The sequence below is a fragment of the Novosphingobium sp. GW821-FHT09E05 genome (genome assembly GCF_059416165.1).
On sequence record NZ_JBWKOQ010000001.1, the window covers coordinates 1,034,519 to 1,050,715 of the forward strand.

Consider the following 16,197-nt stretch of genomic DNA (forward strand, 5'->3'; position numbering starts at 1 on the left):
CCATTTACGTTGCGTTTCGCGCACGCATGAGAAGGGAATGAAGCCTGCGGCGCAGTCCGACCCCTTCGCGCCTTTGCGCTTTGCGCGATTCCCATCCTTGTTCTTCTCCGCGTCTCCGCGCCTCCGCGTGAACCCCCTTTCTGCAATTCGTTCGCAAAAAAGCCGCTTTTCCAGTGGCGCCCCACCGATTCCCCTGTACCCTTTCGCCCAAGGGGGGTGCGATCGAGAGCGGGGCGAGGGGCGGGCCGCGGCATCCCGATCAAGGAGATGATACATGGACGGCCTTTTCGACATCGGCATCATTGTCGGCGTTGTCGTGGTCCTCTTGCTGGCGTTCGGCGTGATGCTGGCGCGGCTCTACAAACGCGCGAGCAAGGAGATCGGGTTCGTCCGCACCGGGATAGGCGGCGAGAAGGTGGTGATGAACGGCGGCGCGATCGTGCTGCCGATCTTCCACGAGACCATGCCCGTCAACATGAACACCGTACGCCTCGCGGTGGAGCGCAAGAACCAGGACGCGCTGATCACGCTCGACCGCCTGCGCATCGACGTGAAGGCCGAATTCTACGTCCGCGTCCGCCCTGATGCGAGCGCGATGGCGATGGCCGCGCAGACGCTGGGCCAGCGCACCATGCACCCCGAGGCGCTCAAGGAACTGGTCGAGGGCAAGTTCGTCGACGCGCTGCGCTCGGTGGCGTCGGGCATGACGATGAACCAGCTCCACGAACAGCGCGCCGACTTCGTCCAGAAGGTGCAGCAGGCGTCTTCGTCGGACCTGGCGATGAACGGGCTGGAGCTGGAATCGGTGTCGCTGACCGGGCTCGACCAGACCTCGATCGAGCATTTCAACGCCAATAACGCCTTCGATGCCGAGGGCCTGACCAAGCTGACTGAGCAGATCGAGCTGCGCAAGAACGCGCGCAACGACATCGAGCAGGAAACTCGCGTCCAGATCGAATCCAAGAACCTCGAGGCCGCGCGCCAGTCTTTCTCGATCCAGCGCGACAACGAGTTTGCCCGGCTCGAGCAGGAGCGCGAGGTCGAGATGCGCCGCGCCGAGCAGGCGGCCGAGATCGGCCGCGAGCAGGCCGCGCGCGGGCGCGAGGCGGACGAGGCGCGCATCCTCGCCAAGCAGCAGGTCGATGCCCGCCAGATCGAGGCCGACCGGACCATCCAGGAGGCCCGCATCGCGCAGGCCCAGGCGGTCGAGCTGGCGCGTCAGGAGCAGCAGATCGCGGTCCAGAACAAGAGCCGCGAGGAAAGCCAGGCCAAGGCCGAGGCCGATGCCGCCCGCGCCAAGGCGGTCGCCGCCGAGGAGCAGGTCACGACCAGCCGCGAAACCGAGATCGCCGAGCGCATCAAGCGCATCGAGCTGATCGAGGCCGCCAAGGAAGCCGAGCGCCAGGCCATCTCCGTCCGCGTCCATGCCGAGGCCGAGAAGGAGGCGGCGACCAACCGCGCCGAGGCGGTCCGCGTCGAAGCCGAGGGCGAGGCCGAGGCCGAGAAGCTGCGCGCCGACGCGGCGCGCGTGCGCTTCGAAGTCGAGGCGGCGGGCCAGCGCGCCATCAACGAGGCGGCCAACCTGCTGAGCAGCGACCAGATCTCGCTGCAGATGAAGCTGGCGCTGCTCAAGGTGCTGCCGGAAGTGGTGCGCGAGAGCGTGCGCCCGCTGGAGGCGATCGATTCGATCAAGATCGTGCAGGTCGACGGCCTCACCCAGCGCGGCGGCGGCTCCGGCGGTACGGCCTCGGGCGGCGGCTCGGGCAACCTTGCCAACGACGCGGTCAACGCCGCGCTCGCCTACCGCGCGCAGGCCCCGGTGATCGACGGATTGATGAAGGAACTCGGGCTGGACGGCGCCTCGCTGGCGACCATGGTGAAGGGCGCGGTGGAACCGGAAGACGAGGTTTACCGCCCCAAGGCGAAGTGAGCGCGTAACCCATACACCGTCATCCCGGTGAAGGCGGGGATCCCGCTTGTGCCTTTGCGCGCGCACAAGGACGCGGGGTCCCTGCCTTCGCGGGGGCGACGTGGCGGTCGGGCCAGGATCGCGCCGACACCATCGCGGGGGCGGCGCGCCTCTGCTGCGCCATCGTGATACTTCTCCCCGGCAAAACGACCGGGAGAGAACACCATGGCCGATGCCTACAAGATCCTGCTGTTCATGAAGCGCCGCCCCGACATCTCGGTCGAAGCCTTCCGCGACTACTACGAGACCCGCCACGCCCCGCTGGCGGAGAAGTATTCAAGCGGCGTGAGCCGCTACATCCGCCGCTACGTCGACCCCCATCCGCACCCGGAGACCGGCGCCTTCACCGATGGCCCCGACGTCATCACCGAGCTGTGGTTCGAGGACGAGAAGGTCTACCGCGCCACGCTCGCCTACATCACCACCAGCCTGATGCCGGAAGAGATCGTGGCCGACGAGAAGAACCTCTTCGACCGCGCCTCGTTCAGGATCGCCACGGTGGTGGAACGGGAGTCGGATTTCGGCTGATCCTCCCTGTTTTGGGGACGCCTTACCAGCGCAGGCCTTCTTCCTTCGGCTTCCACGCAATCGGGCGTTCGTAAGAGGGGTCTTCCCTGCTCCACTGGGCTTTCAGGAACCCCTTCACGGCATCGGAGAACACCCAGCTGGGATCGGCGTCGGCGGTCATCTCGATGGTGCAGCGGCGCACGGCGATGCGCCATTCGTCGCCGCGCTTCTCCAGCTGGTCGAGGTAGCGGCCGAACGCGATCGAGGTCTTGCTCGAATCCTTCCAGAACAGCCCGCCGACGACGTAGCTTTCGCAGTAGGCGCGATCGCCGTCGATCTCGCACAGGTGGTTGGTGATGTTGTGGCTGGTCATGTGGAAGGCGCCGCGGTGCCCGGCATTGGCACGCGCGGGATAGTCCGGCGCGAACGTGACCACCGCGCCGTGCTCGTCGACGCCGTCGTCCCACCAGCACGAGGCGATCTGCTCGACGTCCTGCCGGTCGCGAGCGCGGCATTCGCGCACGATGCAGTCGTGGATGTCCTGCTGGTCCTTGAGGTGGGTCACGGTGGCGCGCAGGTCGTCGAGTTCGCTCATGGTCGTCCTATCCCTTCGTCGAAAGCAGCCCGATGATCCCACCGTCGACCCGGATGTCGGTGCCGCTGATGTAGGAGGCGGCGGGAGAGCAGAGGAATTCGGCGACCGAGGCGATCTCGTCGCCGTGGCCCATGCGCTGCTGCGGCACCATGGTGATGAGCCCGCGAAGCTGGGCGTTTTCCTCCGCCTCGGCGCGGCCCATGGGCGTGTCGATGAAGCCGGGCGCGATCGAGGCGATGCGCAAGCCCCGCGTGCCGAACGCCGCCGCCTCGCGCTCGACGAAGTTGATGACCGCGCGCTTGGACACCGCGTAGCTCATGCCCGGGTCGTCCATGAAGCGCGCGATGCCTTCGTCGTTGCCGGTCTGGACGAAGTCGCGGATGGCGCCGAGCAGGGCAGGGTCTGCCAGCATGTAGGCCGAGACCGAGGAGATCAGGACCGCGCAGCCGCCGGGCGCAAAGCGGGGAAGGAGGCCGGCGACGAGGCGCTCGGTCGCATGGTAGTTGACCGCGAAGATTCGGCGCCCGCCGCTCATCGTGGGTGAAAGCCCGGCGGTGTGCACTAGCGCCGAGAGCGGGGCGTCGCCGAGCGCGGCGATGACCTGGGCCGGATAGTCCTCGGCGGCGATGTCGGCGGCGAGGATATCGACTTTGCCTGCAGCGGGGCGCAGTTCCCCGGCCAGCGCTTCGAGACGCTCCGCATTGAGGTCGCACAGCAGGAGCGGGCGGCCCTGCGCGGCGAAGCGCTGGGCGGCGGGGCGGCCCATGCCGCCGGCGGCGCCGGTGATGACGACGGTACCTGCGGCGGTTCCGGAAACGGTGCTCATGCTCTCTCCTCGCTTGCCTGCGCCGCTGCTGGCGCTGTCTTGCGGGTGCTAACGCGGCGACAGGCGCCGGGCCAGCCATGCGGGCGCTGCATCGCTCGGGCGTGGGCCGGGCGCATCGCCGGGGCGTCAGCCGAGGTCGAAGCGGGTGGGCGCGATCTTCACGCCCGCCACCGCCGAGCGCCCGCGCTGGAGCGTCGAGGTGCCCGACAGCGGCCGCCCGGTGCGCAGGCAGTCGCCGGCGTCGGCGGGGACGAGGGTGATGTAGACGTCGCGCCCGTCCGCGCCGCCGAAGCGGACCTGCGTGGTCGCGCCGGGCGGGGTGGGGACGGGGTCCAGTTCCTCGCCCGCCGGGGTGACGCGGCGGATGATGCCGGCGGAGTAGACGCCGGGAATCCAGATCGTGTCCTCGACGTCGATCGCCAGCCCGTCGCAGTCGTCGCGGTCGAGCAGGACGCGCTTGTCGGTGAGCTGGAGGTCCGGCGTGACGTCCCAGGCGAGGCCCTGGCCGAACGTCTCGGAGCAGTAGAACTGCGCGAGGCGCGGGTTGTAGGCGATGCCGTTGGTGAAGCGCAGGCCCTCGGCGAGGCGGATCGTCCGCCCGTCGCGCGTCAGGCGCCACAGCTCGGTCGGGCCGGTGACGCGCGCGGCGATGACGCTTTCGATATCCAGCGTGCCGAAGAACATCCCGCCTTCGCCATCGGGCCACATCTCGTTGATGCCGTTGACCGGCTGGCCGCCGAGCGTGTCGATCAGCCAGCCCGAGGCGCCGGTCTGCGGGTTGTTCCAGCGCACCCCGCCCTGGCCGCTCGACAGCACGGCGCCGTCGGCGTTGATCATGATGCCGCCCGTCCACATCCGTTCGGGGTCGAGCACGCCGACAGGGGTGCCGTCCGGTTTAACGCCGTGGATGCCGCCGCCGACGACATCGCTGTACCAGATGACGTCGCGCTCATGATCGACGGCGAGACCTTCGAGGTACACGCCGCCGGCAAGCGCGGTGTATTCTCCCGGCGACAGCTGGGACATCTCTGCCTCTCCTCGGTGCGCGGCATGTTTGCGCCGCGTTCGTCACTATAGTAGCAATCAAATATCTAAGGGCGAGAGGGGTCGTAGAGGCAACGCCGTGGCGGTATCGCCGTCGGGCAAAAAATAAGATCCATAGTCACTCATAAGCGCTTGCATCGAAGGCTGTCCCGGAGTTCAATCCGCGTCAAATTGCGGAGCTGCCAACCAGCGGCCGCCTGCGCGCAGAGAACTTTGGGAGATACCGGAATGCAGATGACAGGGGAGCAGCGCATCGCCGCGCCGCGCCGGAAGGTCTGGGAAGCGCTCAACGATCCTGCGGTGCTGGCCCAGTGCATCCCCGGCTGCCAAAGCCTCGAGCGCGACGGCGACGACCGCTTCCTGGCCGTCGCGGAAGTGAAGATCGGCCCCATCGGCGCGCGCTTCAAGGGCAATGTCCAGCTCTCCGATATAGACGGTCCGAACGGCTACACGATCACCGGCACCGGCAACGGCGGCATCGCCGGTTCGGCCAGGGGCGGGGCCAGGGTGCGCCTGTCCGATGTGGACGGCGGGGGGACGTTGGTGTCCTACGACGTCGATGCGGAAGTCGGCGGGCGCATGGCGCAGCTGGGCGGGCCCATCATCGACGCGACCGCGAAGAACCTCGCCGGCAAGTTCTTCGCCAGGTTCGGCGACGTGGTGAGCGGCGTGGCGCCTGCCGTGGGGGCACCGGGAGTCAGCGCCGCCGCCACCTCGCCTGCGAGCAGCGGCGCAGTGCCTGTCGTCGCATCGGCAGCGGGCGCACCGGTGCCGCTCTGGGGCTGGGTCGCCGCCGTCGTGCTGGCGATCGTCGTGGGCTATATGCTGGGGCAGGTCGGCTCGACCGTGACCACGCTGCTGGTCCTCGTCCTGGTGGTCGTCACCGCCGCCGCCGCCTACGAGGCCGGGCGCCGGGGGTGCGGCACATGAAGCCCGCGCCGTTCGACTACGTCCGTCCGACCAGCGTCGATGAGGCCTGCCGCATCCTCGCGGAGTCGGGCGGCGGGGCGACCGTCATCGCCGGCGGGCAGACGCTGATGCCGCTGCTCAACCTGCGGATGAGCCAGCCGTTCGTGCTCGTCGACATCAACGGGATACCCGAACTCAAGGGGGTTTCGCGGGTCGAGGGCGGCACCCGCGTCGGCCCGGCGACGCGGCAGGCCGACGCGCTGGTCGACGGGACGCTGGCGCGCCACCTGCCGGCCTTCATCACCGCGCTCGGCCATGTCGGGCATTACCAGACGCGCAATCGCGGCACGATCGGCGGCTCGGTGGCGCTGGGCGAGCCGGCGGCGGAAATGCCCGCGACGGCGGTGGCGCTGGGTGCGCGGATAGAGATCACCTCGTCCGCCGGCACCCGCACCGTCCCGGCGGACGAATTCTACGTCGGCCCGTACATGACCGTGCTCGAACCCGATGAACTGGTCACCGGGATCGTCTATCCCGACTGGCCCGACGGTCACCTCGTGCTCTTCCGTGAAGTGGCGCAGCGGCCGGGCGACTTCGCGCTCGTCGGTCTCGTCGGCGCGCTGGCGCTGGAGGGCGGGGTCGTCAGCCGGGCGGGGATCGCGTGGTTCGGCATGGGTCCGACCCCGATCCGCGCGCGGCAGGCGGAAGCGATACTCATCGGTGCCTCGCTCGCCGGGATCGACGCCGCCGCAGTGGCGCGCGCCGCCGTCGCCGATACCGCGCCGTTCGACGACCATCACGCCAGCGCCGAATACCGCCGCACCGTCGGCACGCGGATCTTCGCGCGCGCGCTCACAGAGACGATGGACCTCAGGAGCGCCGCATGAGCGAGCACAGCATCGAACTCACCGTCAACGGCCACCGCCACGCCGCCCGGGTCGAGGCACGCACCAGCCTCGGCGAATTCCTGCGCGACGGGCTGGGCTACACCGGCACCCACCTCGCCTGCGAGCACGGCGTCTGCGGCGCCTGCACCGTGATGATCGACGGGCGGGCGATGCGCTCGTGCCTGATGCTGGCGGTCCAGGCCGACGGCGCCGAAGTCACCACGGTCGAAGGCTTGGCCGAGGCGGACGGCACGCTTCACCCGGTCCAACAAGCGCTTAAGGACAACTTCGGCCTGCAGTGCGGCTTCTGCACGCCGGGCGTCGCGATCACCATGGCCTGCGTCACGCGCGACAACGCGGGCGTGGAGGCACACCGGATGGAAGACGCGCTGACCACCGCCATGTCGGGCCACATCTGCCGCTGCACCGGCTACCAGGGCATCCGCCGCGCGATCCGCCAGCTGGCGGGAGCCACGACATGAACGTGCAGGCCAAGAGCGTCGGCGCCGTCCGCTACGTCGGCACGCGCCAGCCGCGCAAGGAGGATGCGCGCCTGCTCACCGGACGCGGGCAGTTCACCGACGACGTGCGCATGCCCGGCATGCTCCACATCGCCTTCGTCCGCTCGGCCGTCGCGCGCGGGCGGATCGTCTCGATCGACCTGGCTGCCGCCCGCGAGATGCCGGGCGTGCAGGCGATCTATACGCAAGGTGACCTGGCCGCTGTGCCGGTGCAGATGCTCAGCTTCTTCTTCACCAATATCGAATCGCCGGTGACGCTGCTGGCCGACGGCCGCGTCGCCTGCGTCGGTGATCCCATCGCCATGGTCATCGCCGAAAGCCGCGCGCAGGCGGAGGACGCCGTCTCGCTGGTGGAAGTGGTGGTTGACGAGGAAACCCCGCTCGTCACCATCGCCGACGCCAAGACCGGCGCCAATGTCCACCCCGACCGCGACGACAACATCGCCGCCGAAATGGGCGACGAGGACGCGCTGGAAGCGATCCAGCCGCTGCTCGACGGCGCGGCGCACGTCGTCTCCACCCGCATCCGCCACCAGCGCATCGCCCAGTCGCCGATGGAGGGGCGCGCCTGCGCCGCCTCGCCCGACGGGGCGGAGGAAATGACGGTGTGGATGGGCTGCCAGAGCCCGCACCTCGCCGCGCGCTACCTGGCGCAGGCGCTGGGCATGCCCGCCGGGGCGATCCGCGTCGTCGCGCGGGACGTGGGCGGCGGCTTCGGCCTCAAGAACATCCCCTGGCGCGAGGAAGTGGCCGTGGTCGTTGCCGCCAAGCTGCTGGGCCGCCCGGTGAAGTGGATCGAGGATCGCTTCGAATCGCTCACCGCCTCCAGCCACGCGCGCGAGCAGGACGTTTCGCTGAGCCTTGCGCTCGACGAAGAGGGCCGCTTCCAGGCCGCCTGGTGCGACTATGCGTGCAACAACGGCGCGTGGCCGATGGGCGAGGATGCGAACATCGCCGTCCACATGTTCATGTGGCCCGCCTACAAGATGCCCGCCTACGGCTTCATCACGCGCGGCTGGTACACCAACACCATGGGGCTGGGCGGCTATCGCGGGCCATGGGCGATGGAATCGCTGGTGCGCGAGACGCTGCTCGACAAGGCCGCGCGAAATACCGGCATCGATCCGGTCGAACTGCGCCGCCGCAACCTGATCTACCTCACCGACCAGCCGCACACCTCCAGCATGGGCATCCCGGTCGAGGACATCACGCCCGGCGAGTGCCTTGAAAAGCTGATGGCGAACATCGACTACGCCGGTTTCCGGCGCGAACAGGCGGAGGCGAGGCTGGAGGGCCGCTACCTCGGCATCGGCTTCGCGACCTACATCGAGCCGACCGGATCGGCAGGTTCGATGGCGCCGATGACCGGCGAGACGGTGCAGCTGCGCATCGAGCCGACCGGCAAGGTCGTCGCCATGCTTTCCACCCATTCGCAGGGCCACGGCACCGCGACGACGATGGCGCAGGTCATCGCCGAGCAGCTCGGCGTCGCCTACGAGGATATCGCGGTCTACGAGGGCGACAGCGCCATCGGTGCCTTCTCCCCGGGCGCCGCCGGCAGCCGGCAGGGGGTCATTGCCGGCGGCGCCACCTGGCGTGCGGCGGAAATGCTGGCGGAGAAGGTCAAGGTGGTCGCCGCGCACCTGTCGAACGCCAGCGTCGAGACGGTGACCATCGACGGCGGCATGGTCCATATCGCGGGCGCGCCGGAAATGTCGCGCTCGATCCGCGAGATCGCCGAGATCGCCTATGGCGAACCTGGCCGCCTGCCGGAAGGCGCGGCGACGGGGCTGGAGGCGCAGTACCGCTACCAGCCGCCGCCGATGACCATGACCAGCGCGGCGCACTGCTGCATGGTCGAGGTCAGCGCGGAGACCGGCTTCGTCAAGATCCTGCGCTGGATCAGCGCCGAGGACTGCGGCACCGTCATCAACCCCGGTGTCGTCGAGGGCCAGATCGCGGGGGGGCTCGCGCAGGCGATCGGGCAGGTGCTGCTGGAGGACATGCCCTACGACGCGCGTGGCAATCCGCTGGCGGCGACGTTCAAGGACTACCTCATGCCCTCGATTTCCGACGTGCCGGACTTCGAGTATCTCCACGCCAACACCCCGTCGCAGACCATCGGCGGCATGCGCGGCGTGGGTGAGGGCGGGGCCATCGTCGGCCCGCCGACGCTGGTCAACGCCATTGCCGACGCGCTCTCCCCCTTCGGCGAGATCGACGAACTGGTGCTGCCGCTCACCCCGGCGCGGGTACTCGACGTGATCGAGCAGCGCGACGTTTCGGGTACGCGCGCGCATCTGGACGGGGCCCATGCGGCGGCCGTGGTCGCGGAGGCCGTGCCGGTCGAAGTCGCCGCACCGGTTGCGGCGGCCGGGATCGACGGCGACTGGAACATGGTGCTCAAGACGCCGATGGGACCGCAAGAGATGGTCGCGCACTTCGACACCGAAGGCACAGCGGTGTCCGGCTATCTCGAAGCGCCCGAGGGGCGGCAGGACTTCTCCGGCGGGACGCTCTCGGGCAGCCAGGTGAAGTTCGAGATGAAGGTCGACAAGCCCATGAAGATCACGCTCAAGTATGACCTTCAGTTCGACGGGGACACCGTTTCAGGCAAGTGCAAGATGGGCATGTTCGGCTCGGCCAAGGTGAGCGGGGAGCGGGCCTGAGCCTACCCGGAACCGGTGGGGGTGCGGTTCACCCGTACTTTCGTCATTCCCGCGAAGGCGGGAACCCAGCTGATGACAATGCGAATGGGCAAGGCATCAGATGGGTCCCCGCCTTCGCGGGGATGACGAAGAAAAAGGGACGGATCGGGCCCCCTAACTGCTCGCATCCTTCACCGTCTCCATCGCCACGAAGGTCGAGGTGCTGGCCACATGCGGCAGGCTCGAGATCTTCTCGCCCAGCACTTCGCGGTAGCGGCGGATGTCGGCGGTGCGCACCTTGAGCAGGTAGTCGAAGCTGCTGGCGATCATGTGGCACTCCTCGACCTCGGGAATGCGCCGCACCGCGCGGTTGAACTCGGTGAGCGCCGCCTCGCGCGTGTCGGACAGCTTGACCTCGGCGAAGGCGACATGGTCGAGCCCGAGGCTGGCCGGATCGACCACCGCCCGGAAGCCCCGGATCACCCCGTTCGCGATCAGCCGACGCAGCCGCACCTGGCACGGCGTCTTCGACATGCCGACGGACTTGGCGAGGTCTGTCACGGTGATCCTACCGTCCACCCTCAGTACCGCGATGATCTTGCGATCGAGTTCGTCCAGTTCGACTGGTTCTCTGGTCCTGGTCATGCAGATTGCTTTAAGATGTGCTCGATATAAGTCGAATTGATCATCTGAGTGGCGCTGAAAAGTCTGATCGACAAGGATAAATCGGTTAGATTTTTGCCATGACCACGCAGCCGCCCTTCGCCGCATTCGCTCCCGCCGTCCGCGACCTGTCGCCGCTCCGCGCCGCCATCGCCGATGCCCGCCGCCGTGACGAGGCCGAGTGCCTCGCCCCGCTGCTCGACGCCGCAACGCTTCCCGACGCCACGCGCGATGCCGTGCGCGCCACGGCCAGCGCGCTCGTCACCACGCTGCGCGCCAATCACAAGGGCACCGGGGTCGAGGGACTGGTGCAGGAATACGCGCTCTCCAGCCAGGAGGGCGTCGCTCTGATGTGCCTCGCGGAGGCGCTGCTGCGCATTCCCGACAACGCCACCCGCGACGCCCTGATCCGCGACAAGATCGCCGACGGCGACTGGAGCGGGCACCTGGGCGGCGGCAAGTCGCTGTTCGTCAACGCCGCGACCTGGGGGCTGGTGGTCACCGGCAAGCTGGTCGGCTCGGTCGATGACAAGGGCCTCGGCGCCGCGCTGACCCGCCTGATCGCGCGGGCGGGCGAGCCCGTGATCCGCCGCGGCGTGGACCTTGCCATGCGCATGATGGGCGAGCAGTTCGTCACCGGCGAGACCATCGACGAGGCCGTGAAGCGCGCCCGCGAACTGGAGGCCAAGGGCTTCCGCTACAGCTACGACATGCTCGGCGAGGCGGCGACCACTGCCGCCGACGCCGCGCGCTATTACGCGGATTACGAGAACGCCATCCACGCCATCGGCAGGGCGGCAGCGGCCAAGGGCATCTACGAGGGCCCCGGCATCTCGATCAAGCTCTCGGCCCTCCACCCGCGCTACGTCCGCGCGCAGGCGGGGCGCGTCATGGGCGAGCTGCTGCCGATGGTGAAGGCACTGGCCGTCATGGCCAAGGGCTACGACATCGGCTTCAACATCGACGCCGAGGAAGCCGACCGGCTCGAACTCTCGCTCGACCTGCTCGAAAGCCTCGCGCTCGATCCCGAGCTGGCCGGCTGGAACGGCCTTGGTTTCGTGATCCAGGCCTACGGCAAGCGCTGCCCCTTCGTGATCGACTGGATCGTCGACCTCGCGCGCCGCGCCGATCGGCGCATCATGGTGCGTCTCGTCAAGGGCGCCTACTGGGACGCCGAGATCAAGCGCGCGCAGGTGGACGGGCTGGCCGACTTCCCGGTCTATACCCGCAAGGTCCACACCGACGTCGCCTATGTCGCCTGCGCGAAGAAGCTGCTGGCCGCGCCCGACGCGGTGTTCCCGCAGTTCGCGACGCACAACGCGCAGACGCTGGCGACGATCTACCAGCTTGCGGGCCCGGACTTCGCAGTGGGCCAGTACGAGTTCCAGTGCCTCCACGGCATGGGCGAGCCGCTCTATTCGCAGGTGGTCGGCAAGGACAAGCTGGACCGCCCCTGCCGCATCTACGCGCCGGTCGGCACGCACGAGACGCTGCTCGCCTATCTCGTGCGCAGGCTGCTGGAGAACGGCGCGAATTCCTCGTTCGTCAACCGCATCGCCGATCCGGCGGTGCCGGTATCGGAAATGGTCGCCGATCCGGTCGAGGTGGTGCGTGCGATGCCCCGCCCCGGCGCGCGGCATGACCTGATCGCGGCACCGGCCGACCTCTATCCGGGGCGCCGCAATTCCGGCGGCATCGACCTCACCGATGAGTTCGCGCTGACCGCGCTGGCGGATGCTTTGGAGGCATCGGCGCGGACCGACTGGCGCGCGCTGCCCGCAGGCGCCGAAGGGACGGGTCTCCCGGTCCTCAACCCCGCCGATCACCGCGATGTCGTCGGTACCGTGATCGAACTCGCGCCCGGGGACGCGGTGGCCGCCGTCATCCGCGCCGCCGGGAGCAGTTGGCCGCAGGTCCCCGTCGCGCAGCGCGCGTCGATCCTCGAACGCGCCGCCGATCTCATGCAGGAGCGCATGGGCGCGCTGATGGGACTGGCCATCCGCGAGGCCGGCAAGTCCGCCGCCAATGCCATCGCCGAAGTGCGCGAGGCGATCGACTTCCTGCGGTACTATGCCCAGCAGGCGCGCGAGACGTTTGGCCCTGCGCAGCTGCCGCTGGGCCCGGTGGTCTGCATCAGCCCGTGGAACTTCCCGCTGGCGATCTTTGCGGGGCAGGTCTGCGCGGCGCTGGTGGCCGGCAATCCGGTGCTCGCCAAGCCCGCCGAGGAAACCCCGCTGATCGCCGCCGAAGCCGTGCGCATCCTTCACGAAGCCGGCGTTCCCGCCGATGCGCTGCAACTGATGCCGGGCGCGGGGGAACTGGGCGCAGCGCTTGTCGCGGCGCCGCAGGTGGCGGCGGTGATGTTCACCGGCTCCACCGAAGTCGCGCGGCTGATCCAGCGCCAGCTGGCCTCGCGCGTTTCGGCGGAGGGTCGTCCGATCCCGCTGATCGCCGAGACCGGAGGCCAGAACGCGATGATCGTCGACAGCTCGGCGCTGGCCGAGCAGGTCGTCGCCGACGTCATCGCTTCGGCCTTCGACAGCGCCGGCCAGCGCTGCTCGGCGCTGCGCGTGCTGTGCCTGCAGGAGGACGTGGCAGACCGCACGCTGGTCATGCTCAAGGGTGCGCTGGCGCAGCTGCGCGTGGGCAACCCGGAACGCCTCGCCGTCGACATCGGCCCGGTCATCACCGCCGAGGCGCAAGGCAACATCGTGCGCCATATCGAGGCGATGAAGGCTAGGGGTTGCCGCGTGGAGCAGGTCGAGATCGGGCAGGAAGCGGCGCCTGGCACGTTCGTCGCCCCGACCATCATCGAGATCGGCTCGATCGCCGAGCTGGGACGCGAGGTGTTCGGCCCCGTCCTCCACGTCGTGCGTTTCCGCCGCGACGACCTCGGGAGCCTGATCGAGGCGATCAACGGGACCGGCTATGGCCTTACCTTCGGCCTCCACACCCGGCTCGACGAGACGGTGGCGCGGGTGACCTCGCAGGTGCGGGCGGGCAACCTCTACGTGAATCGCAACACGATCGGCGCGGTCGTGGGCGTCCAGCCGTTCGGCGGGCGCGGGCTTTCGGGCACCGGGCCCAAGGCCGGCGGGCCGCTGTACCTCGGGCGGCTGGTCAAGGATGCGCCCGGCGTGCTTGCGGCGGGCGGCGGCATAGCCCCGCAGCTGTCGGCCTTCGCGGACTGGCTGGAGTCGCGGGGCGAAGCCTCCGCTGCCGGGGTCGCCCGCGATCTGGGCGCCTCGTCGGCGCTCGGCTTCGGGATCACGCTTTCGGGACCGGTGGGCGAACTGAACCACTATGCGCTCCATCCGCGCGGGCGCGTCCTGCTTCGTCCGGCGACGCGCGAAGGGCTGTTCGGTCAGCTCGCGGCCGTCCTGGCGACGGGCAACAGCGCCGTGGTCGAAGGCATGGACCTGCCGGAAGGACTGCCCGCCGCGATCGCCGAGGCGCTGCGCGGCGACGCGGCCGAACCGTTCGCGGCCTGCCTCGTCGAAGGCGGCGCAGAGGCGGTGCGGGCGGCCTGCGGACAGGTTGCCGCGTTGGCGGGGCCGATCGTGCCGGTCCACGCCTGGGATGGACGGGGCGCCGGACCGCACTGCGCCTGGCTGCTCGAGGAGGTGTCCGTCTCGGTCAACACCACTGCTGCTGGCGGCAACGCCAGCCTGATGATGATCGGGTGACAAACGTTTGTAATAATAGGAAATTGCCGAAATAGGGCCGAGTCGGTTGCAGATATGTCGTCGCAATGCTGGCTCGGCCTGGCCGATTCGTGCAACTCTAGCGCCGATTCGACGTTGGCACCGTTACGACTTCACTGCATCACCAACCCCGAGGGCAGGAGTAGACGAGATGGCCAGGATGATCATCGATGCCGCTACCAGCCTCGACGGCTTCTGGGCCGACACCGGCGGGCAATGCGTATTCTCCACGGGCGATCTGGATGGATCGGGGCTGTCGGGCCGGCTGTCCGACGTCTGCGGCGCCGTGGTGATGAGCCGGCGCTCGTTCGAACTGTCGGACGACACCGGCTGGATCGGCGATGCCTACGCTGCCCAGACGCCTGTCTTCGTGGTGACGGACGCCCCGCCGCCTGACGGGCGCAGGTTCCGGTTTCTCGACAGCTACGCAGGCGCGTTCGCGGCCGCCAGGATGGCCGCCGGTGACCGCGCGGTGCTGGTCGTCGGCGAGGCGGGGGCGCTCAAGGCGGCGATGCGCACGGGCGAGGCCGACGAAATCTGGCTACGCCTGATGTCGCACACGCTGGGCGGCGGCGCTTCGCTGTTCGAGGACGGCATCCCGGTCGAGGACTACTTCGTCTCGGAGATGGAAACGACGAGCGAGGCCGTTCACATGCACCTTGAAAAGCGCCTGAACGCCTGAAACGGCCTCAGACGGGGCACGCCTGCAGCGTGTCGCGCCTGTGCAGCGAGATCGTCACGAGGAATATCGCGAGCCCGCCCAGTGCCAGTCCCGAACCGATCCAGCCGGTCGAGGTCAGTCCGTAACCCGCGGAGATCGCGAGGCCGCCAAGCCAGGGACCCAGGGCGTTGGCCATGTTGAAGGCGCTGTGGTGCGCGGCGGCGGCGAGGGCCTGCGCATCGCCGGCGACGTCCATGAGACGGGTCTGCAGGATCGTGCCGAGACCGCCGCTGAAGCCGATCAGCAGCACCACCAGCGACAGCGTCCAGACATTGCCGGCAAGCAGCGCGAACAGGGCGAGCGAGGCCGCGCTGAACAGCAGGGCGGCGATCGCGGCCTTGGTCTGCGCGCGGTCGGCTACCCAGGCCCAGAACAGGTTGCCCACGGTCATGCCCACCCCGAACACCGCGAGCACGGCGGGGACCAGGCGCTCGGAGACGCCGGTGACCTCGATCATGGTCGAGGCGACGTAAGTGTAGACGCAAAAGAGGCCGCCGAACCCGATCGCGCCGGTCAGCAGCGTGAGCAGCACCTGTGGGCGGCGCAGCGCGCCCAGTTCGCGCAAGGGGCTCGCCAAAGCGTCGGGCTGCTGCACCGGGGCGTAGAGCGCGACGAGCGCCATGGTCACGAGCGCCAGGCCGGAGACGACGCCGAAGCCGCTGCGCCAGCCGAGTTCCTGGCTCATGAAGTTGGCCGCCGGAACGCCGATGATGGTCGCCACGGTGAGCCCGGACATGACCATCGCCACGGCCTGCGCGCGCTTGTTGGCAGGCACCATCGAGGCGGCGACGAGCGCGGCGATGCCGAAGTAGGCGCCGTGGGGCAGCCCGCTCACGAAGCGGCAGAGCAGCAGCAGTGGATAGCTCGACGCGAAGGCCGACAGCCCGTTGCCGATGGCGAAGACCGCCATCAGCGCGATCAGCAGCATGCGCCGCTCGATCTTGGCGGCGAGCACCGCGATGACCGGCGCGCCGACCACCACGCCCAGCGCATAGGCACTGATCGCGTGCCCCGCCTCGGGTTCGCTGAGGCCGAGGTCGCGGGCGAAGAAGGGCACGAGGCTCATCGCCGCGAACTCGGTGGTACCGATCGCGAAGGCACCCATCGCCAGGGCAAGGGTGACGAGGGCGGGATGGGTGTGGCGGGGCGTTATCTGGGTCATGCTGCACTGCAAAATAAAGGGTTGTCACGATCTAGACAACA

The 16,197-nt window shown here is 69.0% G+C and carries 13 protein-coding genes; 8 read left to right on the forward strand and 5 right to left on the reverse strand.

All coding sequences use genetic code 11. The features are described from left to right. The first annotated feature begins 274 nt into the window (after positions 1-274). Complete coding sequence (locus tag AC07M9_RS04755) at positions 275-1,930, forward strand: flotillin family protein (RefSeq protein WP_494881750.1); 1,656 nt, start codon at positions 275-277, stop codon at positions 1,928-1,930. Between the two features lie 204 nt (positions 1,931-2,134). Continuing rightward, a complete protein-coding gene (locus AC07M9_RS04760; RefSeq protein WP_494881752.1) occupies positions 2,135-2,497 on the forward strand; it encodes an EthD domain-containing protein in 363 nt (120 codons plus the stop codon). A gap of 22 nt (positions 2,498-2,519) precedes the next feature. On the opposite strand, the gene AC07M9_RS04765 is transcribed toward AC07M9_RS04760, so the two are convergent. The 3 genes from AC07M9_RS04765 to AC07M9_RS04775 form a co-directional block, all read right to left on the reverse strand. After that, positions 2,520-3,071: a nuclear transport factor 2 family protein gene (locus AC07M9_RS04765; protein ID WP_494881754.1), complete on the reverse strand. Its 552-nt coding sequence runs from the start codon at positions 3,069-3,071 to the stop codon at positions 2,520-2,522. A gap of 7 nt (positions 3,072-3,078) precedes the next feature. Further along, a complete protein-coding gene (locus tag AC07M9_RS04770) occupies positions 3,079-3,897 on the reverse strand; it encodes an SDR family NAD(P)-dependent oxidoreductase (RefSeq protein ID WP_494881756.1) in 819 nt (272 codons plus the stop codon). A 126-nt stretch (positions 3,898-4,023) separates the two neighbouring features. After that, a complete protein-coding gene (locus AC07M9_RS04775; RefSeq protein ID WP_494881758.1) occupies positions 4,024-4,923 on the reverse strand; it encodes an SMP-30/gluconolactonase/LRE family protein in 900 nt (299 codons plus the stop codon). 246 nt (positions 4,924-5,169) lie between these two features. Here AC07M9_RS04775 and AC07M9_RS04780 point away from each other — a divergent pair, with 246 nt between their 5' ends. Genes AC07M9_RS04780 through AC07M9_RS04795 form a run of 4 tightly spaced genes read left to right on the forward strand, consistent with a single transcriptional unit; the run spans position 5,170 to position 9,927 of the window. Beyond that, the gene (locus AC07M9_RS04780; protein WP_494881760.1) at positions 5,170-5,871 is read left to right on the forward strand and encodes an SRPBCC family protein; all 702 of its coding nucleotides are present in this window, start codon (positions 5,170-5,172) and stop codon (positions 5,869-5,871) included. Beyond that, positions 5,868-6,737 (forward strand): FAD binding domain-containing protein, encoded by an 870-nt coding sequence (locus AC07M9_RS04785; protein WP_494881762.1) that lies wholly within the window; start codon positions 5,868-5,870, stop codon positions 6,735-6,737. Before AC07M9_RS04780 ends, AC07M9_RS04785 begins: the two co-directional genes overlap by 4 nt. Next, entirely contained in the window at positions 6,734-7,219 is a 486-nt protein-coding gene (locus tag AC07M9_RS04790) for a (2Fe-2S)-binding protein (protein ID WP_494881764.1), read from the forward strand. Before AC07M9_RS04785 ends, AC07M9_RS04790 begins: the two co-directional genes overlap by 4 nt. Next, entirely contained in the window at positions 7,216-9,927 is a 2,712-nt protein-coding gene (locus AC07M9_RS04795) for a xanthine dehydrogenase family protein molybdopterin-binding subunit (RefSeq protein ID WP_494881765.1), read from the forward strand. Before AC07M9_RS04790 ends, AC07M9_RS04795 begins: the two co-directional genes overlap by 4 nt. 153 nt (positions 9,928-10,080) lie before the next feature. On the opposite strand, the gene AC07M9_RS04800 is transcribed toward AC07M9_RS04795, so the two are convergent. After that, entirely contained in the window at positions 10,081-10,551 is a 471-nt protein-coding gene (locus tag AC07M9_RS04800; RefSeq protein WP_494881767.1) for an Lrp/AsnC family transcriptional regulator, read from the reverse strand. Between the two features lie 98 nt (positions 10,552-10,649). Here AC07M9_RS04800 and putA point away from each other — a divergent pair, with 98 nt between their 5' ends. Next, entirely contained in the window at positions 10,650-14,255 is a 3,606-nt protein-coding gene (gene putA, locus AC07M9_RS04805) for a trifunctional transcriptional regulator/proline dehydrogenase/L-glutamate gamma-semialdehyde dehydrogenase (protein WP_494881768.1), read from the forward strand. Between the two features lie 169 nt (positions 14,256-14,424). Then, positions 14,425-14,955, forward strand: coding sequence for a dihydrofolate reductase family protein (locus AC07M9_RS04810; RefSeq protein WP_494881769.1), 531 nt, complete (start codon positions 14,425-14,427; stop codon positions 14,953-14,955). 7 nt (positions 14,956-14,962) lie between these two features. Here the strand turns inward: AC07M9_RS04810 and AC07M9_RS04815 are convergent, their stop codons facing one another. Then, the gene (locus AC07M9_RS04815; RefSeq protein ID WP_494881770.1) at positions 14,963-16,156 is read right to left on the reverse strand and encodes an MFS transporter; all 1,194 of its coding nucleotides are present in this window, start codon (positions 16,154-16,156) and stop codon (positions 14,963-14,965) included. Positions 16,157-16,197 lie beyond the last annotated feature (41 nt).